Below are 22,885 nucleotides of genomic sequence, written 5' to 3' on the forward strand. Positions count from 1 at the left end.
GCGCTGACAGGTGACGGAGGCACGACGGCGAGTGTCGCGTACGAACCGGTCACGCCGTCACGCAGTGTGTTCGACGATGGCGTCTTCGATGGCGTCGACCGTCCGCACCAGTTGGTCACGGGAGATCGTCAGCGGCGGCTGGAACCGCAGGACGTTCTTGTAGAAGCCGCCGGTACCGATGATGATCCCGTTGTCTCGGAGGTGGGTGCCGATCTGGCCCGTTAGCTTCGGATCGGGTGCGGGCGCGACGTCCATCGGCCCGAGTTCGTCGGGGGTGACGATCTCGATGCCCTGCATCAGTCCGAGTCCGCGCGTGTCGCCGACGACGTCGTACTCGGCTTCGAGTTCTGCGAGCCTGTCTCCGAGCCACTGACCCTGCTCTCGCGTGTTCTCTATGATGCCGTCCTGAAGTTGGTTGATCGTCTCCAGCGCGGCCGCACACGTCACCGGATTCCCGCCGAACGTCGACAGGTGATCGCCCGACTCGAAGGCGTCGGCAATTTCGGGCTTGGCGGTGAATGCACCCAGCGGAAGCCCGTTGGCGATCCCCTTCGCCTGTGGCATAATATCCGGGACGACGTCGAAATGATCGGACGCCCACATCTCGCCGGTGCGTCCGTAGCCGGACTGGACTTCGTCGACGATCAACAGTGCGCCGTGCTCGTGTGCGATCTCTTGGACCTCTTCCAACCACCCTGATGGAGGGACGATGATCCCACCCTCTCCCATCACTGGCTCGACGACAACCGCAGCGAGATCACCGGTCGTGTGCGAGTCGATGACGCGTTCGACGTCGGTCGCGCAGCCACCCGAACAGGGGCCGCCGTCGCACATCTGACAGCGGTAGGCGTACGGCGGGGCGACGTGCGAGACGTCGTTGAGGGTCGGGCCCATCTCGGATTTGTAGCCTTTGTTCCCCGTCAGCGCGAGCGACCCCATCGTCCGGCCGTGGAAGGACATCTCGAGGGCCAGCACTTCCTTCGACCCGGTGTATTTCCGCGCGAGTTTGATCGCGCCTTCGACGGCTTCCGTTCCGGAGTTACAGAAGAACGATTTCTGGAGGTCCCCCGGGGTGATCTCTGCGAGCTTCTCGCCCAGTTCCGCCGCAGGCTCGTGCGGATGGACGTAGGTGCAACCGTGGACGAACTCGTCCAGTTGCTCTTTCGCCGCAGAAACGACCGCATCGTTCGTGTGACCGACGTTCGTGACCGAGATACCCGAGAAGACGTCGAGATACTCGTTCTCCTCGAAGTCTTCGACGGTGCACCCGGACGCACGCTTGATCGGTGTGTTCAGCTCTTTCCAGATCGGCATCAGGTACCGATCGTAACGCTCCTCGACGGCAGCGTTAGAACGGTCTGTGGTGTGTTCCTGCGACATTGGCTCTGAGCTATGTGTATGAACACAGTACCATTAATCTGGTGATTGTTGGAATTTATCCGGGTAAATATCGTGTACACAGATGGAGTGCGACAAAACAGATATATAATCGGATAAAGTGTTTCAGTCTCTCGTCCGCGAAATTGAGGACGTTTCAATCGGTCGGATAGGTAGGCCCGGCAGAAATCGAAGCATCCCGAGAAGACGCCAAGTGCGAGCGAGGCAGTCGCGACGGCGAGGCGTTGCCGTCTCCGGTCCTCATACTGTCGGCCAGTAGTGTATCAGAGGTTTTCGATCGCTTCTAAGAGCGTCTCGCTCTCCAGATCGTTGATCGGACGTGGTTCGTTCTTGACCGTAGTGATGACGAACTTCGAGCTCGTCCGCTGGATCTCGTCGATCGATTCGTAGCTCGCGATCAGCGATTCGACTTTCTCCCGCTTGGTCACGTGCGCGATTACGATGAAGTCGGTGTCACCCATCGTGAAGTACACTTGTGAAACCGACTCCAGGTCGGCCAGTTTCTCGCCGACGACCTCGTGATAGCCCTCGTCGAACTTCGCGTTCACCTCGCTGATGACGGTCAGCGTCACCCCCATCTTGGAGAGGTCCATATCGTAGAGGTCGTTCTCGATGATGCCGTCCTCTCGGAGCTGTTTCAGCCGGTAGTGTACTGTCGACTTCGGGATTCCCGTTTCGGCTTCGATCTGTTCTGGACCGCTCGTCTTTTCGCGAGCGAGCGTCTTCAGAATCCGAATGTCTTTCTCGTCCATAGTGTGGTGTGTCTTGCTCGCCGTCGACCCGATCGCGGCGGGGTCGACGGCCGTTTTACGGTATGATGTTTTAAAATGCGCCGTAATATTAAATCTGGTTCAATCGGTAGGGGGTGCCGACGAAGCGTGACCGCCCGAGTTACAGTCCGAGTTCGTCAGCGACGTCCGCCAGTGTCGCGTCCATCCGATCGACGATCTCGTCGGCGTCCGCCTCGTCGATCGTCAGCGGCGGCGTGAGTAACGTGAGGTCGCCTTTCGAGGCGTCCACGTGGCCGCCGGTCGGGTACGTGATGATGCTGTTGTCGAGTCCGCTCTCGAACAGTTCGTTCTGGAAGCGCTCGCCGGTATCTTCGAGCGGCGCTTTCGTTTCGCGGTCGCCGACGAATTCGATCCCGAGCATCAGCCCCTTGCCGCGGATGTCGCCGACGAAGTCGTACTTATAGAGCCGCTGTAACTCCTCGTGGAGATGCGCGCCGACCTGCCGTGAATTGGCCACGAGATCGCGGGCCTGCATATATTCGAGTACGGCCTTGCCGATGGCTGCCGAAGCGGGGTTGAAGCAGTAGGTGTGGCCGTGCTGGAAGCCGTTTTCGAGGTCTTCGAACACCTCCACGACGCGTCGGTGCGGCATCGTCCCGCCGACGGGCGTGTAGCCGCCGGTCATCCCCTTCGCGCTCGTGATGATGTCCGGCGTGACGTCCCAGTGTTCGATCCCGAAGTTCTCCCCCGTTCGACCGAACCCGGCCATCACCTCGTCGACGATCATCAGGACGTTGTACTCGTCGCAGATCTCGCGGACGCGCTCGAAGTAGCCGTCGTGCGGATACGCCCCCGCGTTGGCTGCCCCGGTCACCGGTTCGGTGATGAACGCCGCGACCGATTCTGCGCCCTCGTCCTGGATGATCCGCTCCAGTTCGTTCGCACGCTCGATCCCGCACTCGCGGCCACCGTCTCCGTCGCAGTACGGACAGCGGTACGGGGTCGCGCTCGGCGCTTTCGGGAAGTTCTGGAACAACGGCTCCATCTTGTCCTTTCGGGCCGGGAACCCCGACACGGCCATCGCACCCGCGGTGTTCCCGTGGTAGCTTCGCCGGCGGCCGATGACCTTGTACTTTCGCTCGTCGCCGCGCTCGAAGTGGTACTGTCGAGCCATCTTGATCGCGCTCTCGTTGGCTTCCGAACCGCTCCCAACGAGCCACGTGTGCTCGAAGCCGTCCGGCGTGAACTCCGCGATCTTCGCGGTGTACTCCATCGCCGGTTCGTTCGCGAACAGCATACTCGAGGTGTACTCGAGCGTCTCGATCTGTTCTTTGGCGGCCGCGGCAATCTCCTCTCGTCCGTGTCCGATATTGACGTTCTGATTGCCGGAAATCGCGTCGAGATATCGATTGTCGTCGGCGTCCCACACGTAGTGGCCCTGCCCGCGCGTGATCGTCACGTACTCCGTGTCGAACACGCGGGGGAACATCCCGCCGAGTTCCGTTCCTGGCGTCGTCGTTCGCTGTTGGTGACTCATTTGTCCTCTTCGATCTGCATCAGTCGCTTCCAGTTCCGTTCCATCGTATCGGCCCACTCGTCGAATCCGATCTCGTAGATGCGGTCGGTGTCGCGTAAGACGGTGTCTGTGGGATCGATCGTCCGGAGCATCGCTACCTCCCGTCGGGTCGGAACGGGTGTCGTTCCGACGTCGTCGTCGACGTTCAGGTCCCACTGCACCATCTCGCGGACCTCCTCGACGTCGATCCCGGGATGCGTCGAACGCAGGTACATCTCTTTGGTCTCCTCGTCGAAGCCGAACACCGCCATATCAGTGATCACGGTCTCGGGGCCGCCGCCGGGGAAGCCGAACTCCTCGCGTGCGCCCGGCCCGTCGAGATACCCCGGGGCCGTGACGTAATCCAGTTCGGACGTGAACGCCCGGGCCCGCTGTCGCATCATCACGATCGTCCGGCCGCAGGAGGTCATAATGTCGTTGCTCCCTCCCGAACCAGGGAGCCGTACCTTGGGGTTCTCGTAGGATCCCTCGGCCCCCGTGACGACGGTCGAGTTCGTGTTCCCGTACTTGTCGATCTGTCCGGCGCCGATGATGCCCACGTCGAACAGGCCGCGCTGATTGTCGACGAAGATCTGCATTTGGTCCGTCGCGACGAGCGAGTCCACGCCGAGCACGCTGTCGGAGATGGACTGCACGACGCCCGGTGGCCGCGACCCGACGTATCCGGACTCCGTGACCAGTTGGCAGCGAGGTGCGTGCGTGTACTTCGCCAGCACGCCCGAGATCAGCGACATTCCGACGCCGATGAACGCCATTTCGCCGTCGTCGATCTCGCGGGCCGCAGTGACGGCCAGCAGTTCAGTCAGCGAGTAATCGTCGGCCGGTTCGTCTGGATTCGCTACGTCGAGCGGCGACCCATTCGTCGCGCCACTGTCTCCCTCGGGATCTGTCTCACCAGTCATATTTTGCCACCGTTGATCGTCTGTTCGAGTTCTTCGAGACGAGCGAGTCGGTCGGCGCCGACCTTTTCGAGATACTCCTCGTGCGGTACGATCCACTCGTCGAGCCAGTCTTGGAACTCGTCGTAGTCCTGAGACCGCAGACCGTATTCCCGGTAGAACGGGAGATCCGCGTAATAGTGTCCGTAGCAGTGCCACGGGTGACTCCCAAAGGGCACCTCGACGACTGAATCGACCGTGTAGAAGGGGATCTTCGTGAGTTCGGGCGACTCCGCGATCGTCTCACTCGGGACGATCTCCTCGCAGGTGATGATCGTGGTGTCGGCCGCTCTGACTTTGAGGTGGTCGTTGACCGTGTTCCCGTAGATATGGGCGTTGCCGTGGCGGTCTGCCTGCTGGACGTGAATGATCGCGACGTCCGGCGTCGCGGCCGGCACGGCAGCGAGCGGCTCGCCCGAGCCGAACGGGTCGTCGATGACCTCGATATCGTCGTTGTGTTCGGCGATGTCCGTCCCGAGCATCGACCGCGTCGGGACGAACGGGACGTTCATCGCGCCCGCGAAGAACATCAGCGAGGAACCGAAGTTCGAGACGTCCTGCATCGTCAGGTCCTTCGGGACGCCCTCTTCGACCGCTCGGCGGACGTTGTGTCCCTGTGAGATGAGGCTGGTCCCGACCCACGAGCCGACGTACTCGTCGACGCAGCCGGCACCGACCATCGCGTCGAACAGCGTCGTTCGGGCGTCGTCGACAACGCGCAGGCCGGTCTTTTCCTGTCGGATGATTTCCCGCGCCGCCGCTTCCGGGTCGCGGCCACCCATCCCACCGAACGCGATGCTTGCGCCGTCCGGGACGTGATCAGAAATCGCTGTCTGCAGCGTCTGTGTCTTGTCGTGTGTGTCGCTCATTATTTCGGTCTAAACGGATCGTACTCGTGATCTTCGACGGTTCGAGCGTGGTGGTCGTCGATTTCGCGGATCGGGTGATCGCGGTACTCATCGAGGACCGAGTGCAGTCCCTCGACCGCAGCGTCGAGGAACGCCTCACCCTTTTCAGCACTTGCCTCGGTCGCATCGCCCATCGTTCCGGTCTCGGAGACAGTCGACCACCACTCCATCATCGCGACCGGCGTCGACTCCTCCTCGCGCGTTTCGCCGGCCAGGTCCAGGTTGTTGAAGTGCTTCGATTCGGGGTAGGAGACGTCGTCGGCCAGTTCGTCAGTGCGAACGTCGTCTGGGTGCAGCGCGAGATACATCGACGTCTCCATTTCACCGGCGTGCGCGGAGCCCTGCGGACCCGCGTCGCGGTGGGTGCGTGCCGCCTCACGCACCTCTTCGATTTGCCACCACGACAGGTTCCCGCAGTGGACGTCGGGATACTGGAGGATCACCTGCCGGGCGACCTGTTGGAGCAGGTGGTCGTTCGAGCCGTGGCCGTTGACGAGGAGAATCTTCTCGAATCCGTGGTGCGCGAGCGAGACGCAGATGTCGATGGTGTGCTTTACGAACGTCTCCCAGTCGATCGTGATCCCGCCGGGATAGTCCATATGGTGCGGGAGGTAACCGTGATCGACGGTCGGAAACAGGAGAGTGTCGTCTCGGTCGCGGGCCGTTCGCTCGCAGATGGCCGAAACGAGTTCGCGGTCGACGTCGAGCGGGAGGTGATGGCCGTGGTCCTCGGTGGCGCCGACCGGGACAAGTACCATCTTCTCGTCTTCGACGGCCTCGTTTACCTCCGGCCAGGTGAGCTTGTCGTACCGATACTCGTCGCTCATTCGTCCTCCTCGTACCCGCACCACTCCATCGCCAGCAGTGCGTACGCCTTCGTGATCCGTTCGAGTTCGTCGACCGGGAGGAACTCGTCGGTGCCGTGGATGTTGTGCGCGCCCGGGCCGAAACAGATCGCCGGGGTGTCCGCGTAGTTCACGAAGAAGCGCGAATCGATCCCGCCGGGGAACCCTTTGGGCTGGCTCTCGCCGTTCATTGTCCCCATCACGTCCTGCACGGCGTGGATGATGGGCTCGTCAGTGCCGATCTTCGCAGAACTCCCGCGCCAGCCGAACCACTCGACCGTCGGGGGATGCTCGTCGAACCACGGATCGTCGGCGGCCTCGCGGACGGTTTCTTCGACGACCGTGTGGATGTGCTCGCGCGTCTCCGCGGGGGCGTGCGAGATGCGCGCCTCCAGCGTGGCTTCGTCGGGGACGCTCGACGGCCACTCGCCGGCGTGAATCGACCCGAGGTTGAGAGAGACAGTCTGATCGTACCACTGCTCGAAGAGCGGGTCGTGAACGCTCGTCTTCCGCTCGTCGTGCAGTTCGGAGAGCGCCTGGAAGATCGGATAGAGCTTCGCGGCCGCGTTCACGCCGTCGTCCGTTCGTGCGGCGTGGGCGCTTTTCCCCTCGACGGTGACTCTGAAGTACGAGACCCCGTCGTTGGCGATCCACATATCGAAGTCCGTGGGTTCGGGAATGACGACCGCGTCGTACGCGCCGCCGGCCGCGGGCCCAGCGAGTGCGGTCGCGAGTGAGCCGCCGAATCCGCCGGCTTCCTCTTCGATCACGGTTTCGATCGCGAGATCACCCTGTAGCGTGACGCCCGCGCGATCGAGCGCGGCGAGCGCGAAGATCATCGCGCCGACGCCGCCTTTCATATCCGACGCGCCGCGTCCGAGGATCCGGCCGTCTTCGACCGCGCCGGAGAAGGGGTCGAACGACCACTTTTCGCGGTCGTTCTCGGGGACCACGTCTACGTGACCGTTGAACACGAGCGACCGTCCCTCGCCAGTGCCCGAGCGTTCGGCCACGAGATTCGAGCGCGATTCGTAGGAGTGGCCGGTGTCGGAAAACTCCGGATGATCGCGGATTCCGTCGACATCGTCGGCGTTGAGCTCGCGAACCGACAGGTCGAGCGCTTCGAGCCGGTCGCGGACGACGGCCTGGGCGCCTGCTTCGTCCCCCAAAACGCTCCGCTCTGCGACGAGGTCGCCGACGAACTCCTGCAGTTCCGGAAGGAGTTCTTCGACAGCTGTCAGTACGTTTTCACGGTCCGTATCGTCGATGCTAGTCATCGGTAACCTCGAAGTAGTAACGCGTTCCGGGCGCTATGCACCACTCTCTCATACACGTTCGAATTCCATCCTATATGTTTTAATAGTTTCGTGTATATTCGTACGATGTTCCGTTATTATCTTTAGAATAGAACGTCAGTCAACGACACCACCAACCTTTAAATATTTGGAGGCGCGTGTCAACCTTGTACACGATGAACAAGGAGTCTCCGGTCGAACGTTCAGGGGCAAAGACGGGTACGCAAAAGCGGCGGACGATACTCAAAACGCTCGGTAGCGGTGCTGCAGTCGGTCTCACTGGCCTCGCCGGCTGTACTGGCGGCGGTGGCGGTGACGGCGGGAGTGAGAGCACCGGTACGACCACGGGTTCGGCGTCGTCGACGGCGGCTTCGGACGAGATGGCGGACTCGCTCGTCGTACAGGTTCCCGGTGGGAGTTACATCGACGCCTACCAGTCGCAGGTGTTCGATAAATTCGAGTCCGAGTACGGGGTCACGATCGAATCGAGCCTCGTCAGCAATCAGTTCGACGCCTACTCGAAGATCAAGGCCGGTCAGTCGGACACCGACCTCACGATCACGTCTGCCTCGACGCTCTACAACGGGGCGAGCGAAGACGTCTGGGCGGAGATCGAATCGGACAGCATCTCGAACTACGGCAACTTGTTGAACACGTTCCAGAATCCGATCTACGACCCCGGAGAGATGCTGCACGCCGTCCCCGCGACGTACGGCACGGTCGGGATGGCGTACAACAAAGACGAACTCGGTGAACTCGATTCGTGGGCCGCCGCTTGGGAGACCGCGAACAAAGGCCGCGTGACGATGGAAGGCTTCGGGTTCGTTCGGGTCTTCACGACCGCCCTGTATCTCGGGATGGACCCGAACAACATCCAGGTGGACGGCTCCTACGAGGACGGCATCCAGAAGATCTGGGACTCGGTTCGAGAACAGAAAGACCTCGTCGTCAAGTACTGGACGAGCGGCGACGAACTCGTTCGACTCTTCAGTCAGAACACGGCGTCTGTCGGAGAGGCGTGGGGCGGACGTATCTACAGCGCGGTCAACGACGGGTACGACCATCTCGACTACGTCGTGCCGAAAGAGGGCGCCTACGGGTGGTCGGACAACTGGGTGATGGTCCAGGGCCTCAGCGAGGAGAAACGAAACGCCGCGCTCGCGTTCCTCGACTTCGTGCTCGAAGACGACGTCATCACGGGCCTCGCAGAGAACATCGGATACCCGCCGGCGACCGGAGCCACCTCGGACAAGATCGAAGGCCTCTACGACTACGATCCCTCCGGTGGTGAACGCCTGACGTTCCTGAACCCGAGCTACAAAAACGAACACAACGACCAGTGGTCTAAGACCTGGGAGAAGGTCCAGAAGAGCTAGCGCTAGCAAGTGTTTGACGCCAGTACGCCACGTACACAACACCCAAAATCACCATCCATATGTCATTCTTAGAGATAGATAATTTACGAAAGGAGTTTGGTGGCTTGACCGCCGTCGACGGGATTTCGCTCACCGTCGAGGAGGGAGAGTTCATCACTGTTGTCGGCCCGTCCGGGTGCGGAAAGTCGACGACGCTTCTCAACGTCGCCGGGCTCCAGACACCCACTGCAGGCACGATCCGCCTGCGTGGGCAAGACCTGACAGATCTTCCTGCCTACGAGCGCGACATCGGCGTCGTGTTTCAGGACTACGCGCTGTTCCCACACAAGACGGTCGGCGAGAACATCGGCTTCGGACTGAAGATGCGGGGCGTCGACTCGGAACAACGGAAACGCCGGGTCGAGGAGATGCTCGAGATCATCTCGCTTGAGGGGTACGCCGAGATGTACCCCCACGAGTGTTCGGGCGGCGAGCAACAGCGGGTAGCAGTCGCCCGCGCACTCGCGTTCGATCCCGACCTCGTGTTGATGGACGAACCGCTCTCGAATCTGGACAAAGAGCTTCGGCACTCGATGCGGAACGAACTGAAGCGCATCCAGCGCGAGACGGGCGTCACGACGATTTACGTGACGCACAATCAGACCGAGGCGCTCTCGATGGGCGACCGGCTGGCGGTTCTAAATGATGGCCAAGTCGAGCAGTTCGGCGATCCGAAGAACGCGTATCAGAACCCCGAAACGCCCTTCGTAGCCGGGTTCCTCGGTCAGTCCTCACGGCTCGATGGTGTCTACAGCGACAGTCCGACACCACAGATCGAAACCGCCAGCGGGGTGACGTTCGACGTGACGCCACAAGGACAGGTCGGCGATGGCGACGACGTCGCGCTATTCCTCCGGAACGAACTCGTCGGATTCGCCACGGGCGACGCCGACCCGGCAAACACCTTCGAGGGAGTCGTCGGCGAAGTCGATTACCAGGGCCGCGACGTCGTGTACCTCGTCGACGTGCCGGAACTCGACTCGGTCGTCGAGGTCAGTGGCAAACGCAAGCACGGCGGCACCGACGTACTCGAAAAAGGGGCGTCGGTGTCCATTTCGATCGCGCCGGAGGACGTCATCTACACGCCACTCGAAGGGCAGGTACGTACCGCGGAGGCCGCCCCCGTATGAGCGCGGAACCGCCGGTCGGGCATCGGGAGACGCGCCAGTACGAACGCGACGAGTACTTCCGAATCCTGGAGTCTGTCGCGCGTGAGAACATCGAGAAGGTACAGGGGCTGATGGCCGACGAGGGAGTGGACGCGCTCGTCCTCAACCGCACGGACAACACGCGGTACCTCGTCGGCATCGGCCCGTACGACAGCTTCTCGTTGTCGGCCGAACACGGTGCCGTCATTCCCCGCGACGGCGAGCCGACGTTCCTCGCTGCCCCACGACTCGCCGAAGACCTGGCCGACCGCCACTGGCTGGAGGACGTCCGTTCGTTCTCGACCGGGAAAGAGGATGCTGTAGACGCGTTCGCCTCGGTGCTCGCCGACCACGGTGCCGCCGATGGGACCGTCGGGCTGGACCCGCATATGGAGTTCCAGTTCGCACGACAGTTCGGCGACGCACTCCCGCGGGCCGACGTCGTCGACGCCGGCGATCTGCTCTATCGCGCGCGAGCGGTAAAGAGCCCGAAAGAGATCGCGCTCATCGACGAAGGGCTCGAGATCGCCGAGATCGGGATCGAAGCCGGGATCGAGGCCGTCGACGTCGGTGTGCGGGAATGTGACGTTTCGGGGACGATTATGAAGGCGATGCTCGACGCCGGTGCGGCGGGTGCGTACGCGCTGCCGGCCATCGTTTCCTCGGGCGTGCGCTGGTCGCGCTGTCAGGAGTTCCCGTCGCAGAAACGCATCCGGCGGAACGAGTTCGTCCAACTCGACGAGGGGCCGATGTACAAGGGATACTACAGCGAACTCGCGCGGATGCTGTTCCTCGGCACACCCTCGGACGCACAGCGCGATATGTACCAGGCGACGTTCCAGGCCCATCAAGCGGCGATCGACGCCATCGAGCCCGGCGTCTCCGGACAGGAGGTCTACGAGGCCTCTCGGGAGATCTTCGCAGAGTACGGCTACGAGGACTCGTTCACGATGGGGTACATCGGACACGGCATCGGGACCGTCGCCCACGAACCGCCCTACATTGGCCCGACAGCGAATCCGACGCTCGAAGAGAATATGATCGTGATGATCGAACCGGGGCTGTTCAACAGGGGAGTCGCGGGAGTCCGCTTCGAGGATATGGTGTTAGTCACCGATTCCGGTTCGAAGGTCCTGTCACGGACGGCCCACCCACACCACGACAAGTTCGTCTGATATGATGGAGAGACAATCTACGAAGGAGGCCGAAGATGGCCAGTGAGTCGGTTCCCGAATCGGCATCGAAGAGTTACACCGCTGGACTCAAAGAACAGTTGATGGAGAACCGGCGCGTCCGGTTCCTCGTCTCTCCGGGTTCCGGGCTCTTCTGGATCCTGCTGTTCCTGGTCGCGCCGCTGACGATTATCGTCGCGTTCAGTTTCTTCAAACCCGGTGAGGCCGGCAGCATCGTCTACGAACTCACGCTCGCGAACTACCGTGAGTTCGTGAGTTCGTCGGTGTACCACACCGTCATTTGGGACTCGATCAAGATCGGTATCATCACGACCCTGATCGTGCTCCCACTGGGGTACACGCTCGGCTACTTCCTCGGTCGGACCGAGAGCAGGTGGACACCGGTACTGCTCGGCCTCGTCGTCGTGCAGTTCTGGGTCCCGCTCATCATCCGTACGTACGCCTGGATTACGGTACTCGGGCGCAACGGCGTGATCAACAAGTTCCTGACGGCGATCGGTGTCATTGGCGAACCGGTACAGCTACTCTACACGACGAACGGGATGATCCTCGGATTAGTTGTGAGTATTCTGCCATTTATGGTGCTTCCCGTATACTCGGCTGTCTCGACGATCCAAGAAGACGTGATTCAAGCGGCCAAAACGCTCGGAGCGAGCGACGCCAGAGCGTTCTTCGAGGTGACGCTCCCGCTGTCGTGGCCGGGCGTCGTCTCGGGAATCTTGTTCACGTTCATCCTCTCTGCGGGATCGTTCGTCGCGCCCGCGTTGCTCGGTGGCCCTGAAGACCGCCTCATCGCACCCGTGATCGCGACCATCTTCACGAACGACTTCAACTGGCCGTTCGCGGCCGCGCTCTCGTTAGTCTACATCCTCTTTCTCGCCGTCCTACTGTATCTCTTCACGCGGAAAGCGGACCTCGAAGAAGCACTGGAGGGGACCCAGATATGAGTGGCTCAAGTCGCTGGAACTGGCCGGCAGTGAAGGGCGCGTCGTTACTCATCTATCTGAGTATGCTCCTGCCGCTCGCGGTCGTCGTCATCAACTCGTTCAACGCCGCACGCATCCCGAGTTTCCCACCCTCGGAGTATAGCTTGCGATGGTACGGGGCGTTCCTGCAGGACGACACCTTCATGGCGGCGATCTGGAACAGTCTCAAGGTCGGGGTCGCCGCCGCAGTGCTCTCAGGAGCGATCGGCACCGCGACTGCGATGGGGTTCGTTCGGAAGCAGTTCCCGTTCAAGAAGTCGCTCGCGATCGCGATGCTCACGCCGATGCTCGTACCCCCGGTCATCATCGGCGTCTCGTCGACGATCCTCTTCGTGCAGATCGGCTGGGACCGCTCGATCCTTTGGCTCGTCGTGATGCACACGCTCGTCGCGCTCCCGTATGCGTTCCTCGTCATCCGGAGCCGGCTCTACCTGTTCGACGAGTCGCTGGAGGACGCGGCGATGACGCTTGGCGCGGATCGGCTCACGACGTTCCGGGAGGTCACCTTCCCGATCGTCGCCCCGTCGATCCTGACCGCGATGGTCCTCTCGTTCGTCATCTCGTTCGGAGAGTTCACCGCCTCCCAGTTCTGGGTCGATCGGACCACGACGACGGTACCCGTCGTGATTTACTCGATGGTTCGGACGCTCATCACGCCGAAGGTCAACGTCCTGGCGACGCTCGTGCTCGTGGTGACGACAGCGATTCCCATCCTGGGAATCGTCGTCCAGCGGTTCGTGCTCTCGAACGCGCAGTCGCAGTAGCGGCCGCTATTCGAACAAATTTTTTCGTATCAGACCCGCTCTGAGAGCGGACCCTCGATCAGAACCCGGGTGGGGCCTGTGTACTTATCATCGAGCAGCGTGTCGTAACGAATATGCTCCGCAGTCTATGGGACGTGTTCCTCGCACTCGTTGGGAACACGGACGAGGAGCGCGAAACCGACAGCGACAGTCGGTTCGTCCCGTCGCCACTGGATCTGTCCGTTCGCGTCGGACACGGAGGACGAGACGACGAAGTGGTGCGCGAACTCTCGAAGGTTAGCGAGCGCGCACGCGAGTTGGAAGAGCGCCGACGTGATCAGTGAGAACGGAGCGCCGACGTGGTGAAACGGCCTCCAGTACCCGCTAGTCGACGGTGAACTCGATAGCCATCCCCTGACCGTGGCCGACACATTCGGTCGCGAGGCCACGAGATGCACCCCGGCGACGCATTTCGTGAATGAGCGTCACCGGAAGGCGCGCTCCGGTAGCCCCGAGCGGATGTCCGAGGGCGATCGCGCCGCCGTTGACGTTGAATATCTCCTCGTCGATCCCGAGTTCGCGCCGACAGTGGATCGTCTGGGAGGCGAACGCCTCGTTGAGTTCGACGAGATCGTACGCCGAGACGGAGCGTTCGGTCCGTTCGGTGAGTTTTCGGACCGCGTAGATCGGACCGACGCCCATAATCGTCGGATCGACGCCGGCGACCGAGTGATCGCCCACTTCGGCCAGCACGTCGAGGCCGTGTTCCGCAGCGAAGTCACGGCTCGTTAGCAACATCGCGGCCGCGCCGTCGCTGATCTGAGAGGCGTTCCCCGGCGTAACGGTTCCGTCGTCTTTGAACACAGTTGGGAGTTCGGAGAGCGCGTCCAGAGACGTGTCCGGCCGAATACATTCGTCGGTCGTAACGACGCCGTCGTCGGTCTCGACGGGAACGATCTCGTCCTCGAAGCGCCCGGTTTCGGTGGCTTCGGCGGCCCGCTCGTGGCTGCGGAGAGCGTACCTGTCCTGGGCGTCACGAGACACGTCGAACCGCTCGGCGACTTTCTCCGCGGTCGTCCCCATCGTGAGCGCATCGAGGTCGTACCGGTCGGCTAACCCTGGATGGACGTTGTCGACGTTGCCCTCGATGCCGACCTGGCTCATGTTCTCGACGCCGCCGACGAGGAGACAGCGGCGCTGCCCGTTCGCGATGGCGTCGGCCGCTCTGGCGACGGCGGCCGCGGAGGACGCACACCAGCGGTTGATCGTCGCTCCGGGGACGGACTCCAACCCGGCGAGCAACGTGATAACGCGTGCCAAGTTGTTCCCCTGTACGTCGCGCTGCTGAGCGACGCCCCACAGGAGGTCGTCGACGTGGGCCTCTCCGAGCCCCGTCCGTTGGAGAATCGTCTCGACGAGGGGCAGTGAGAGGTCCTCACTACGCGTCTCCGCGAATGCCCCGTCTCGGCGGCCTTGCGGCGTCCGAACGGCTTCGACGACGACGGGTGTCGTGTCTTCCATAACGGATTGGCTGTTGTTCGATCAGAGTATTATATTTTGGATTCTGTTTTATTTTAGATCCGATCCGAGGGATCTATTCGAGAGAACCGGATGATACACACGGCGGCGACACTGAATGTCGTATTGGCCCCAGTTTTGTTTTCCACGTTTTTTCTGAACGTGGTTTGATTATTCTGATATTAATCAGATTTATATTAATAGAATGAGTCAGAGTGAACTGGAATCCAATTAGATATGGGAAGATTGGAATCAGTTAATCCCGCGACGGGCGAACAGGTGAATTCGTACGAATATGCGGACGAAGACGAGGTTGAAGCGGTCTTAGACCGCGCCTCCGACGTGTTCGAGTCGTGGTCGAACCAACCGCTGCGGAAGCGCGAGCGATTGCTCGCGGACGTCGCAGACGTGCTGCGAGAGCGAAAGCGAACGTACGCCGAGCAGATGACCGTCGAGATGGGAAAGCCCATCTCGCAGGCCATCGCGGAGGTCGAAAAGTGCGCCTGGGTCTGCGACCACTACGCTGAACACGCGGGGACGTATCTGGCGGACGAACACTTCCCGAGTCCCCCCGGAACGACGGCGAAGACGTCGTACGAACCCCTCGGGACGATCCTCGCAGTTATGCCCTGGAACTACCCGTTTTGGCAGGTGTTCCGCTACGCGGCACCGTACATCACGGCCGGAAACGTCGGCGTGCTCAAGCACGCGTCGTCGGTCCCGGGGTGTGCCCTCGCGATCGAAGACGTCTTCGAGCGAGCGGGGTATCCGGAAGGCGTCTTCCAGTCCGTGTTGGCACCCAGCGACCTGGTCAACGAGATGATCAGCGACGACAGAGTGAAGGCGGCGACGCTGACGGGCAGTGGCCCCGCAGGCCGCGCGGTCGCGTCGACTGCGGGTGAACACCTCAAGAAGACCGTGCTCGAACTCGGCGGCAGCGACCCGTTTATCGTCCTCAACGACGCCGACATCGAGCGGGCGGCGGAGCGCGGCGCGTGGGCGCGAAATCAAAATGGCGGGCAATCGTGCATCGCAGCCAAGCGGTTCGTCGTCCACGACGCCGTGTACGACGAGTTCACGGACGAACTCATAGACGCGATAGACGAGCTAACGGTCGGTGACCCGATGGACGAACAGACGGATATCGGCCCGCAATCGGCACCGCACTTCCTCGAAGAACTGCACGAGCAAGTCACCGCGAGTGTCGAGGCCGGTGCGGAAGTTCTCGTCGGGGGTGAACCGCTCGATCGCGACGGCGCATACTATCCACCGACCGTCCTCACCGACGTGCCTCGCGGCTGTCCCGCCAGCACCGAGGAGCTGTTCGGTCCGGTCGCCACGGTAGAGCGCGTCCAGAGCGAGGACGAAGCCGTCGCGGTCGCCAACCGGACGCGATTCGGACTCGGTGCCAGCGTGTGGACGGCCGACCGCGACCGGGGTACGGCGCTTGCCAGCGAGATCGAGGCCGGTTGCGTGTACGTAAACCAACTCGTGAAATCCGATCCGCGGGTGCCGTTCGGCGGCATCGAGGACTCGGGATACGGTCGCGAGCTATCGGAGATCGGAATGCAGGAGTTCGTCAACCGAAAGACGATCTGGGTCGAGTGAAGCGTCCCGAGAGATAGTAGCGTTTGCAACCGATCGCACGAGTGCGCGCGGTTGGATGCGTGAAAACGTTCAACTGAGGCGGTAGCGCGGAGTCCCCTTCCTCCAAGAACGAGCGGAGCGAGTGAGTAGGGAGGGGAGGAGCGCGTTCGTATAAATCACAACCGCCTAATTATAAGTAGTCATCTTACTACATTGAAATTGTGGCAGACGACTACGTGCGTCGGACGGCAATCACTCGTCTCGAAGTTACGGACGAGCAACGCGCCCTCCTTGAAGAAACCATCTCCGAGTGGAAGCGTGGCTGCCAACTCGCCACGGATATGGCGTGGGGCACGTGCAACGCCAAAAGCGACGTCCAGCCCCTCGCCTACGACGACGTGCGCAAACACACCGACCTCGGCAGTCAGCACGCGATTCTCGCCACCCACCAAGCCGCCCAAGCCATCACCGGTTGTCTCGAACGCCGCTCCAAAGGCAAGAGGGTGAGCAAGCCTACCTTCACCGCACCCACAGTGAAGTACGATACGCGGACTATGACGCTGTTCGACGACGATACGGTGTCGCTCTCCACCACGGAGAGTCGCGTCCGGTGTGACCTTGCGCTGCCCGACGCCGATGATGGCTACCAACGGCAGTACCTCGACTCCGACGAATGGAGCGTCACAGAAAGTACGCTCACCGCCCGTGACGGCGAGTACTTTTTGCATATCGGCTTCCGCCGATCGAAGAACGACACCGAGCGGAACACTGCCGAGGACGGAACGGTCCTCGGGGTTGACCTCGGGATCGAAAACCTCGCCGTCACCAGTACGGCGTACTTCTTCAGCGGGCGAGAGCTAGCTCACGACCTCCGTGAATTCGAGAAGGTGCGTGCCGGACTCCAACAGACCGGGACGCGAAGCGCCCACCGAACGCTCGAACAGTCGAGTGGTCGTGAACTTCGATACGTCCGGGATGTGCTACACCGGGCGTCGAACGCCATCGTAGACGAAGCACTTCGATACGACTGTGACATAATTGCGTTCGAGGACTTGACGGACATCCGCGACCGAACGGGTGCGTCGTGGGGGCACAAATGGGCGTTCCGAACGTTGTACGAGCAAGTAGCGTACAAAGCCGAGGCAAAGGGTATCTCGGTGACACAAGTCGGTTCGGCGTACACGTCTCAGCGGTGCGCCGAGTGTGGGTTCACGGCGGATGAGAACCGCCCGACTCGAAACGACTTCCGGTGCGTGAAGTGCGAGGCGGAAGCGAACGCGGACTACAACGCGGCGAAGAACATCGGGATGCGGTATGTCCGTCGAGGCCAACAGTCGTCTCGACGGACGGGCAACAGTCAACTTGGCCTGAAGTCTGGAACAGTGACGCCGAGCGACGGATTCACCGCCCACCCGGAAGGGTTCGAGGCCGAGTTCACGGACAAGCCCCGTCCTCAACGAGCGCGTCAGCGCGAGTAGGGCGGGGTAGTTGACACGCCGCTATCGTTCCGGTCGTAGAGTTCACGAGCCCGATATTTTTACCCGATACGAGACGTACCGTAAGTGGGGTGAAACGATGCCCCTGGTACCGCACTACCCGTCCGACGAACCACGGCGTGAGCGCCGCGCCCCAGACATCGACGACATCGTCGAAGACATCCTCGGGAGCGGCGACGACCCACGTCCGGTCGTCGGGTGAGCCCGAGGATCTGGTGTGCGGCGATCTCATTTTTTGTCCCACGGTCAGCGACAGAAGCGGGACGGGACGTCGATTCGGCCGCTACTCGGATCCGAGAAGATGCGACGAAGAACAATTCACTCATATCTGACGTATTCTCCAGGCGTATAACAGCGGACACGGTGGTGTCGGGACAATCAGCGTCGCTCTTTTATATACTAAAGCGGCATTTTCAGGGTTCTTTTACCGTTGCCGGGATATCGACCTGGAGATACGGCCGGTCAATTTGTGTAACGGATCTGGTGCGTGACAGCCGTATCGAGTCTGAAACCATTAGACGAAGCGGTCAGAGGGGTGTAAATTGGGTATGTTTCACTTTTCGATGTGAAATGATTAGAGATATAAACCATAGAGTGCTATTGTGAGACGGTATGTCATCCAAAGAGACTCGACGGAGATTCCTCGAAGCGGCCGGTATCGCAGGCGTCGCAGCCCTCGCTGGCTGCAGCGGTAACGGTGGCGGCGACGGCGGCGACACCGAGACCGAGGGCGACGGCGGCACCGCAACCGAAGACGGCGGAGACAGCGGCGGCGACACGAGCACGCGTCTGAGCTGGCACGCGGGCGGGACCGGCGGCACGTACTACCCGCTCTCGAACGAGTTCAAGACGATCGTCGAAGCGAACACGGACTACACGCTGAACGTCCAGTCGACGGGTGCAAGCGTCGAGAACGTCGGCAGCCTCTCGGACGGCTCCGCCGACTTCGCGCTGATCCAGAACGACATCGCGTACTTCGCGAAGAACGGGACGGGCATCGAGACGTTCGAGGGCAACGCGATCGAGAACCTCCAGGGCGTCGCGACGCTGTACCCCGAGACGATCACCATCGTCACGCTGGAGTCGACCGGCATCGAGACACTCAGCGACCTCAGCGGCGCGACGATCAACACCGGTGACCTCGGATCCGGCACGCAGGTCAACGCGAACCAGATCCTCGAAGCGGTCGGTATCACCGACTACAACGAGCAGAACGCCGGCTTCTCGCAGGCGTCCGAACAGCTCGCGAACGGCGACATCGACGCCGCCTTCGTCGTCGGTGGCTGGCCGGTCGGCGCCATCGAGGACCTCGCGACGACCAACGACGTCAACATCGTCTCGATCGAGGGCGACAACCGTGCAGCCGTCAAGGACGCTGCCTCGTGGTTCGCCGACGACACGATCCCGGGCGGAACTTACAGCGGCGTCTCCGACCCCGTCGAGACCGTCGCCGTGCAGGCGATGATCGCGACGAACTCCGGCGTCTCCGCCGAGGCCGTCGAGAACGTCACGGCGGCCATCTTCGACAACCTCGACGAGCTGACGATCAAGACGGACTTCATCACCGCCGACAGCGCTCAGGACGGAATGTCGATCGAACTCCACGAAGGCGCAGCGGCGTACTTCGGCGAGTAATCGACGACTGACCGTCGGGTCTGTATCAGTCTCGCGCCGCCGACTTTCGGGGCGTCGAAACGTCTTTCGTAGCCGTAAAGGCGTCTAGCACATTCGTTTCCAGCGGTGAACGTACGCACACTCGCAAGCGAACGGACCGTTCCGGCACTGATAGCCGTCGCGATCGCGCTTGGGGTGATCCTCGCGGGCGTCGCTGCAGTCGTGCCGACAGGGACGGTACTCGTCGTCGAGGACCTCGACACGGGCGAGCACTATATCGAACAGCCCGTCGAGAACGGGAGCACGGTCGGTCTCGAATATATGCACAGCGTCGAGAAGTCACGCGTGTACGACGAGTACCGCGTAGAGGGACAGACGCTCGTGAACACGCGGATGGAGTTCGAGTCATACGGATGGGGGCTTCCGGCACGGGTCAACGTCACGAACGTGAACGGAACGCTCGTGTACGACCCACCAGAGCCGATCACCGAACTCGAAACGCTCTCGGTCTCGCCCGGACGGATCGCAAACCATACACTGATCGTCGAGGACCAACAGTATGACTTGGTTGCGGAAACGAACGCAAACGACGTTCGGATCCACATCGAGCGACGAACAATGACCGACATATTGCTATGAGTACGAACAACGTCGACGGCGGCGAAGAGGGGGAGATTTCCAGAGAAGAAGCCGAGGAGCTCATCGAGGAGATTGAGCGCCGACGGTCCTTGAAAGGACTTGCCGCCCTCGCCGTCGCCGCCATCGGGATCCTCTTTTCGCTGTTCCAGCTCATCTTGGCGGCCAAGAGCTTCACCTTCGAGATCCCGATCCTGGCACTGGAAAACGGGATGCCGGCCATCACCAGCTATCAGGTGTCACTCCAGCTCCTGCAGGCGAACGCGATCCACGTCGCGTTCGCGCTCGTCCTGACGTTCCTGATGTTCCCGGCGAGTATGGGCGATGGGTTCGTCTCTCGGAACCTCGGGCGCGTCGTCGACGGCGTCACCGAGTCATTCGGTGAGGAGAACCCAGTCTCACGCGCTTTCGAGGGCGTACGGGGCGTCTTCCGCTGGGCGTTCCTCGATCCGAACCGGAGCCGCGTGACGCCGTTCGACGTCGTCAGTATGATCGCGGCGTTCCTCTCGGCGTTCTACTTCCTGACGGAGTTCTCCGAGATTCAGGATATGCGCGTCTTCGGCCTCGAATCGGGCCGCCCCGTCACTGAGATTTACACGTTCCTCGACCCGATTCTCGGTGCCGTCCCCTTCGTCAGCGAGTACTCCTATGCGATGATCCTGGGCGTCGTCGGCGTCCTGTTGGTGCTCGAAGCCACCCGCCGAACGCTCGGACTCCCGCTGATGCTCATCGTCGCCTCGTTCATCGTCTACGCGCGGTGGGGCTATCTGATCAGCAGCGGCACGCCGTTCATCGGACTGCTCGCGATCCCGGAGCTCACGTGGCCGGACATCGTCCAGAACCTCTGGTACAACACCGAAAACGGTGTCTTCGGGATACCGGTCACCGTCTCGGTGAGCTTCATCTACATCTTCATCCTGTTCGGATCGTTCCTCGAAATGAGCGGCGCGGGCCAGTGGTTTATCGACCTCGCGTACGCCGCCACGGGCAAGCGGAAAGGCGGCCCGGCGAAGGCGAGCATCCTCGCGAGCGGATTTATGGGCACGATTTCGGGCTCCTCGATCGCGAACACGGTCACGACCGGCGCGTTCACGATCCCGCTGATGAAGCGCTCGGGGTACTCACCGGAGTTCTCTGGGGCGGTCGAGTCCTCGGCGTCCTCCGGCGGACAGATTCTCCCGCCCGTGATGGGAGCCGCCGCGTTCCTGATGGTCCAGTACACCGCGACGCCGTTCGCGGAGATCATCATCCTCGCGACGATCCCGGCGATTGTCTTCTTCTTCGGCGTCTGGGTGATGGTGCATCTGAAAGCCGTCCAGGAGGGGATCGGTGGCCTCGAAGAAACCGCCTCGCTGGTCTCGCACCTGAAGTTCGGGTGGTTCTACCTCGTTCCGATCTTCCTCCTCCTGTATTACCTCATCGTCGAACGCCTCTCGGTGTCGCGGTCGGCGTGGTTCACCCTCGTCGCGCTCGTCGCGCTCATAACGTTCATTGCGGCCTACAGTGAGAAGACGCGGATATCGCTGTTCGGGTCGCTCGCGGCGATCTTCGGCATCGAGCTCGTGAGCCACATCGTGACCGGCGTCGCCGTCACCGGGCTACTGACCGGAGCGAGCGGGACGCCCCTCTCACCGGAAGCGGCCCTCGCCGTCGTCGGCCCCCGCATCGGGTGGTACGCGATGCTGGCCGGCGCGCTGACGATGCTGTATCACACCGACGTGCAGTCGAAGTTGCTCGATCTCAATCCCACGGTCCAAGAGAGTGCGGAGTCAGTCGGCGAGAAGACCGGCCGCGACCTCGGCGAGAATCAACTGTTCCGTGTCGGGACGTTCGTCGTGAAGTCGATGGACGAGGGCGCACGGACGGCCGTTCCGGTGGTCATCGCAGTCGCCGCGGCCGGTATCATCCCCGGCGTCATCAGCGTCTCGGGGCTGGGTCCGAACCTCACCTCGCTGCTCCTCGCGCTATCCGGCGGGTCGATCGTGATTATGCTGCTCGTGACCGCCGTCGCGAGCATCATCCTCGGGATGGGGATGCCGACGACCGTCACGTACATCATCCTGATCTCGATGCTCGCGACGCCGCTGGTTGAGTTCGGTATCCCGCTGCTCGCCGCGCACCTGTTCATCCTCTACTTCGGCGTCATCGCGGACATCACGCCGCCGGTCGCAGTTGCCGCCTACGCCGCGAGTGGGGTCGCCAAGTCCGATCCCTTCGAGACCGGCGTGAAGGCGTTCTCGCTGTCGCTGAACAAAGCGATCGTTCCCTTCGCGTTCGTGCTCGCACCCGGGGTCGTGCTGCTCCGAGAGAAGGCGAACGCCGCGGAGTTGCCGATCCGCGATCAGTATCGGGTCGTCGGCTTCAGCGACCTCGCACAACTGTCGTACTCCGTTCCGGAGATTCTGATTCCCGTGGTCGGCGTCTTCCTCGGCGTCATCGCCCTCGGTGCGACCGTCATCGGGACGCTCTACGGTGACGTCAACCGCGGCGAACGGACCGGCTTTGCGGTCAGTGCACTCCTGCTAATGGCACCGCGACTGCTGTCGGCGGCGGTATTCGACCTGCTCGGGTTCGCCGGCGTGACGGTGTCGGTCGACGCGCTCGTGCTCGACCTGTCGATGCGGGCCGTCGGCTTCGTCATCTTCGTCGTCCTCGCGGCGAAGAACCGGCGCGAGTCGACGTCGACCCGGGAGCCGAAAGAAGCGATGTCGGCGTAACTGTCGGCGGGGCGATATTGTCGCTTGCACACGACCGACAATATAAGATACACTCGGTTCGGAGTGAACCGATAGACACTATTGGGAGGCTGGAAACCACGGTGTAGCGGTCGGCGCGACCGGGAAGCGACACCGACGAAA

General features: G+C 61.9%; 20 protein-coding genes. 12 read left to right on the top strand and 8 right to left on the bottom strand.

Translation table 11 applies throughout. From position 1 onward, the window contains the following. Positions 1 to 57: 57 nt before the first annotated feature. From RBH22_RS08395 to RBH22_RS08425, 7 genes are all read right to left on the bottom strand, one after another. Positions 58 to 1,380, bottom strand: a complete 1,323-nt coding sequence (locus RBH22_RS08395; RefSeq protein ID WP_306677201.1) for an aspartate aminotransferase family protein — start codon at positions 1,378 to 1,380, stop codon at positions 58 to 60. Positions 1,381 to 1,661: 281 nt separating this feature from the next. Beyond that, complete coding sequence (locus tag RBH22_RS08400; RefSeq protein ID WP_306677202.1) at positions 1,662 to 2,150, bottom strand: Lrp/AsnC family transcriptional regulator; 489 nt, start codon at positions 2,148 to 2,150, stop codon at positions 1,662 to 1,664. 139 nt (positions 2,151 to 2,289) lie between these two features. Further along, positions 2,290 to 3,666, bottom strand: coding sequence for an aspartate aminotransferase family protein (locus RBH22_RS08405; protein WP_306677203.1), 1,377 nt, complete (start codon positions 3,664 to 3,666; stop codon positions 2,290 to 2,292). Further along, positions 3,663 to 4,607, bottom strand: coding sequence for a CoA-transferase (locus RBH22_RS08410; protein ID WP_306677204.1), 945 nt, complete (start codon positions 4,605 to 4,607; stop codon positions 3,663 to 3,665). Before RBH22_RS08410 ends, RBH22_RS08405 begins: the two co-directional genes overlap by 4 nt. Beyond that, the gene (locus RBH22_RS08415; RefSeq protein ID WP_256289979.1) at positions 4,604 to 5,512 is read right to left on the bottom strand and encodes a CoA-transferase; all 909 of its coding nucleotides are present in this window, start codon (positions 5,510 to 5,512) and stop codon (positions 4,604 to 4,606) included. The genes RBH22_RS08410 and RBH22_RS08415 overlap by 4 nt, the downstream gene beginning before the upstream one ends. After that, positions 5,512 to 6,378: a creatininase family protein gene (locus tag RBH22_RS08420; RefSeq protein ID WP_306677206.1), complete on the bottom strand. Its 867-nt coding sequence runs from the start codon at positions 6,376 to 6,378 to the stop codon at positions 5,512 to 5,514. Before RBH22_RS08420 ends, RBH22_RS08415 begins: the two co-directional genes overlap by 1 nt. Further along, on the bottom strand, positions 6,375 to 7,673 hold the full coding sequence (locus tag RBH22_RS08425) for an ArgE/DapE family deacylase (protein WP_306677208.1): 1,299 nt from the start codon (positions 7,671 to 7,673) through the stop codon (positions 6,375 to 6,377). Before RBH22_RS08425 ends, RBH22_RS08420 begins: the two co-directional genes overlap by 4 nt. A gap of 194 nt (positions 7,674 to 7,867) precedes the next feature. Between RBH22_RS08425 and RBH22_RS08430 the strand changes: the two genes are divergently transcribed. From RBH22_RS08430 to RBH22_RS08455, 6 genes are all read left to right on the top strand, one after another. Beyond that, positions 7,868 to 9,067 (top strand): PotD/PotF family extracellular solute-binding protein, encoded by a 1,200-nt coding sequence (locus RBH22_RS08430; RefSeq protein ID WP_306677209.1) that lies wholly within the window; start codon positions 7,868 to 7,870, stop codon positions 9,065 to 9,067. 104 nt (positions 9,068 to 9,171) lie between these two features. Then, positions 9,172 to 10,236, top strand: coding sequence for an ABC transporter ATP-binding protein (locus tag RBH22_RS08435; protein ID WP_306677210.1), 1,065 nt, complete (start codon positions 9,172 to 9,174; stop codon positions 10,234 to 10,236). Continuing rightward, complete coding sequence (locus tag RBH22_RS08440; RefSeq protein ID WP_306677211.1) at positions 10,233 to 11,429, top strand: Xaa-Pro peptidase family protein; 1,197 nt, start codon at positions 10,233 to 10,235, stop codon at positions 11,427 to 11,429. The genes RBH22_RS08435 and RBH22_RS08440 overlap by 4 nt, the downstream gene beginning before the upstream one ends. A 35-nt stretch (positions 11,430 to 11,464) precedes the next feature. Further along, a complete protein-coding gene (locus RBH22_RS08445) occupies positions 11,465 to 12,394 on the top strand; it encodes an ABC transporter permease (protein WP_306677212.1) in 930 nt (309 codons plus the stop codon). Then, positions 12,391 to 13,197: an ABC transporter permease gene (locus RBH22_RS08450; protein WP_256289972.1), complete on the top strand. Its 807-nt coding sequence runs from the start codon at positions 12,391 to 12,393 to the stop codon at positions 13,195 to 13,197. Before RBH22_RS08445 ends, RBH22_RS08450 begins: the two co-directional genes overlap by 4 nt. A 113-nt stretch (positions 13,198 to 13,310) precedes the next feature. Further along, positions 13,311 to 13,520: a hypothetical protein gene (locus RBH22_RS08455; RefSeq protein ID WP_256289971.1), complete on the top strand. Its 210-nt coding sequence runs from the start codon at positions 13,311 to 13,313 to the stop codon at positions 13,518 to 13,520. A gap of 40 nt (positions 13,521 to 13,560) precedes the next feature. Here the strand turns inward: RBH22_RS08455 and RBH22_RS08460 are convergent, their stop codons facing one another. Then, positions 13,561 to 14,697 (bottom strand): thiolase family protein, encoded by a 1,137-nt coding sequence (locus RBH22_RS08460; RefSeq protein ID WP_306677213.1) that lies wholly within the window; start codon positions 14,695 to 14,697, stop codon positions 13,561 to 13,563. A gap of 243 nt (positions 14,698 to 14,940) precedes the next feature. On the opposite strand from RBH22_RS08460, the gene RBH22_RS08465 reads away from it, so the two are divergent. From RBH22_RS08465 to RBH22_RS08490, 6 genes are all read left to right on the top strand, one after another. Continuing rightward, complete coding sequence (locus tag RBH22_RS08465; protein ID WP_306677232.1) at positions 14,941 to 16,302, top strand: NAD-dependent succinate-semialdehyde dehydrogenase; 1,362 nt, start codon at positions 14,941 to 14,943, stop codon at positions 16,300 to 16,302. 200 nt (positions 16,303 to 16,502) lie between these two features. Next, on the top strand, positions 16,503 to 17,759 hold the full coding sequence (locus RBH22_RS08470) for a transposase (protein ID WP_306677214.1): 1,257 nt from the start codon (positions 16,503 to 16,505) through the stop codon (positions 17,757 to 17,759). A gap of 97 nt (positions 17,760 to 17,856) precedes the next feature. Next, positions 17,857 to 17,979 (top strand): hypothetical protein, encoded by a 123-nt coding sequence (locus RBH22_RS08475; protein WP_255410174.1) that lies wholly within the window; start codon positions 17,857 to 17,859, stop codon positions 17,977 to 17,979. A 410-nt stretch (positions 17,980 to 18,389) separates the two neighbouring features. Then, positions 18,390 to 19,412 (top strand): TAXI family TRAP transporter solute-binding subunit, encoded by a 1,023-nt coding sequence (locus tag RBH22_RS08480; protein ID WP_306677215.1) that lies wholly within the window; start codon positions 18,390 to 18,392, stop codon positions 19,410 to 19,412. A gap of 174 nt (positions 19,413 to 19,586) precedes the next feature. Continuing rightward, positions 19,587 to 20,030: a DUF1850 domain-containing protein gene (locus RBH22_RS08485; RefSeq protein WP_306677233.1), complete on the top strand. Its 444-nt coding sequence runs from the start codon at positions 19,587 to 19,589 to the stop codon at positions 20,028 to 20,030. Continuing rightward, positions 20,027 to 22,744 carry a TRAP transporter fused permease subunit gene (locus RBH22_RS08490; RefSeq protein ID WP_306677216.1) on the top strand — a complete coding sequence of 906 codons (2,718 nt, stop codon included), beginning with the start codon at positions 20,027 to 20,029 and terminating at the stop codon, positions 22,742 to 22,744. Before RBH22_RS08485 ends, RBH22_RS08490 begins: the two co-directional genes overlap by 4 nt. Positions 22,745 to 22,885 lie beyond the last annotated feature (141 nt).

Origin of the sequence: Halobellus sp. H-GB7, assembly GCF_030848585.1 — an archaeon.
Taxonomy (GTDB): Archaea; Halobacteriota; Halobacteria; order Halobacteriales; family Haloferacaceae; genus Haloquadratum; species Haloquadratum inordinatus.

Excerpts from the sequence above, each read along its gene's own strand:
- RBH22_RS08395 (WP_306677201.1), bottom strand. The coding sequence starts at position 1,380 with ATGTCGCAGGAACACACCACAGACCGTTCTAACGCTGCCGTCGAGGAG.
- RBH22_RS08400 (WP_306677202.1), bottom strand. The coding sequence starts at position 2,150 with ATGGACGAGAAAGACATTCGGATTCTGAAGACGCTCGCTCGCGAAAAG.
- RBH22_RS08405 (WP_306677203.1), bottom strand. The coding sequence starts at position 3,666 with ATGAGTCACCAACAGCGAACGACGACGCCAGGAACGGAACTCGGCGGG.
- RBH22_RS08410 (WP_306677204.1), bottom strand. The coding sequence starts at position 4,607 with ATGACTGGTGAGACAGATCCCGAGGGAGACAGTGGCGCGACGAATGGG.
- RBH22_RS08415 (WP_256289979.1), bottom strand. The coding sequence starts at position 5,512 with ATGAGCGACACACACGACAAGACACAGACGCTGCAGACAGCGATTTCT.
- RBH22_RS08420 (WP_306677206.1), bottom strand. The coding sequence starts at position 6,378 with ATGAGCGACGAGTATCGGTACGACAAGCTCACCTGGCCGGAGGTAAAC.
- RBH22_RS08425 (WP_306677208.1), bottom strand. The coding sequence starts at position 7,673 with ATGACTAGCATCGACGATACGGACCGTGAAAACGTACTGACAGCTGTC.
- RBH22_RS08430 (WP_306677209.1), top strand. The coding sequence starts at position 7,868 with ATGAACAAGGAGTCTCCGGTCGAACGTTCAGGGGCAAAGACGGGTACG.
- RBH22_RS08440 (WP_306677211.1), top strand. The coding sequence starts at position 10,233 with ATGAGCGCGGAACCGCCGGTCGGGCATCGGGAGACGCGCCAGTACGAA.
- RBH22_RS08445 (WP_306677212.1), top strand. The coding sequence starts at position 11,465 with ATGGCCAGTGAGTCGGTTCCCGAATCGGCATCGAAGAGTTACACCGCT.
- RBH22_RS08450 (WP_256289972.1), top strand. The coding sequence starts at position 12,391 with ATGAGTGGCTCAAGTCGCTGGAACTGGCCGGCAGTGAAGGGCGCGTCG.
- RBH22_RS08455 (WP_256289971.1), top strand. The coding sequence starts at position 13,311 with ATGCTCCGCAGTCTATGGGACGTGTTCCTCGCACTCGTTGGGAACACG.
- RBH22_RS08460 (WP_306677213.1), bottom strand. The coding sequence starts at position 14,697 with ATGGAAGACACGACACCCGTCGTCGTCGAAGCCGTTCGGACGCCGCAA.
- RBH22_RS08475 (WP_255410174.1), top strand. The coding sequence starts at position 17,857 with ATGCCCCTGGTACCGCACTACCCGTCCGACGAACCACGGCGTGAGCGC.
- RBH22_RS08480 (WP_306677215.1), top strand. The coding sequence starts at position 18,390 with ATGTCATCCAAAGAGACTCGACGGAGATTCCTCGAAGCGGCCGGTATC.
- RBH22_RS08490 (WP_306677216.1), top strand. The coding sequence starts at position 20,027 with ATGAGTACGAACAACGTCGACGGCGGCGAAGAGGGGGAGATTTCCAGA.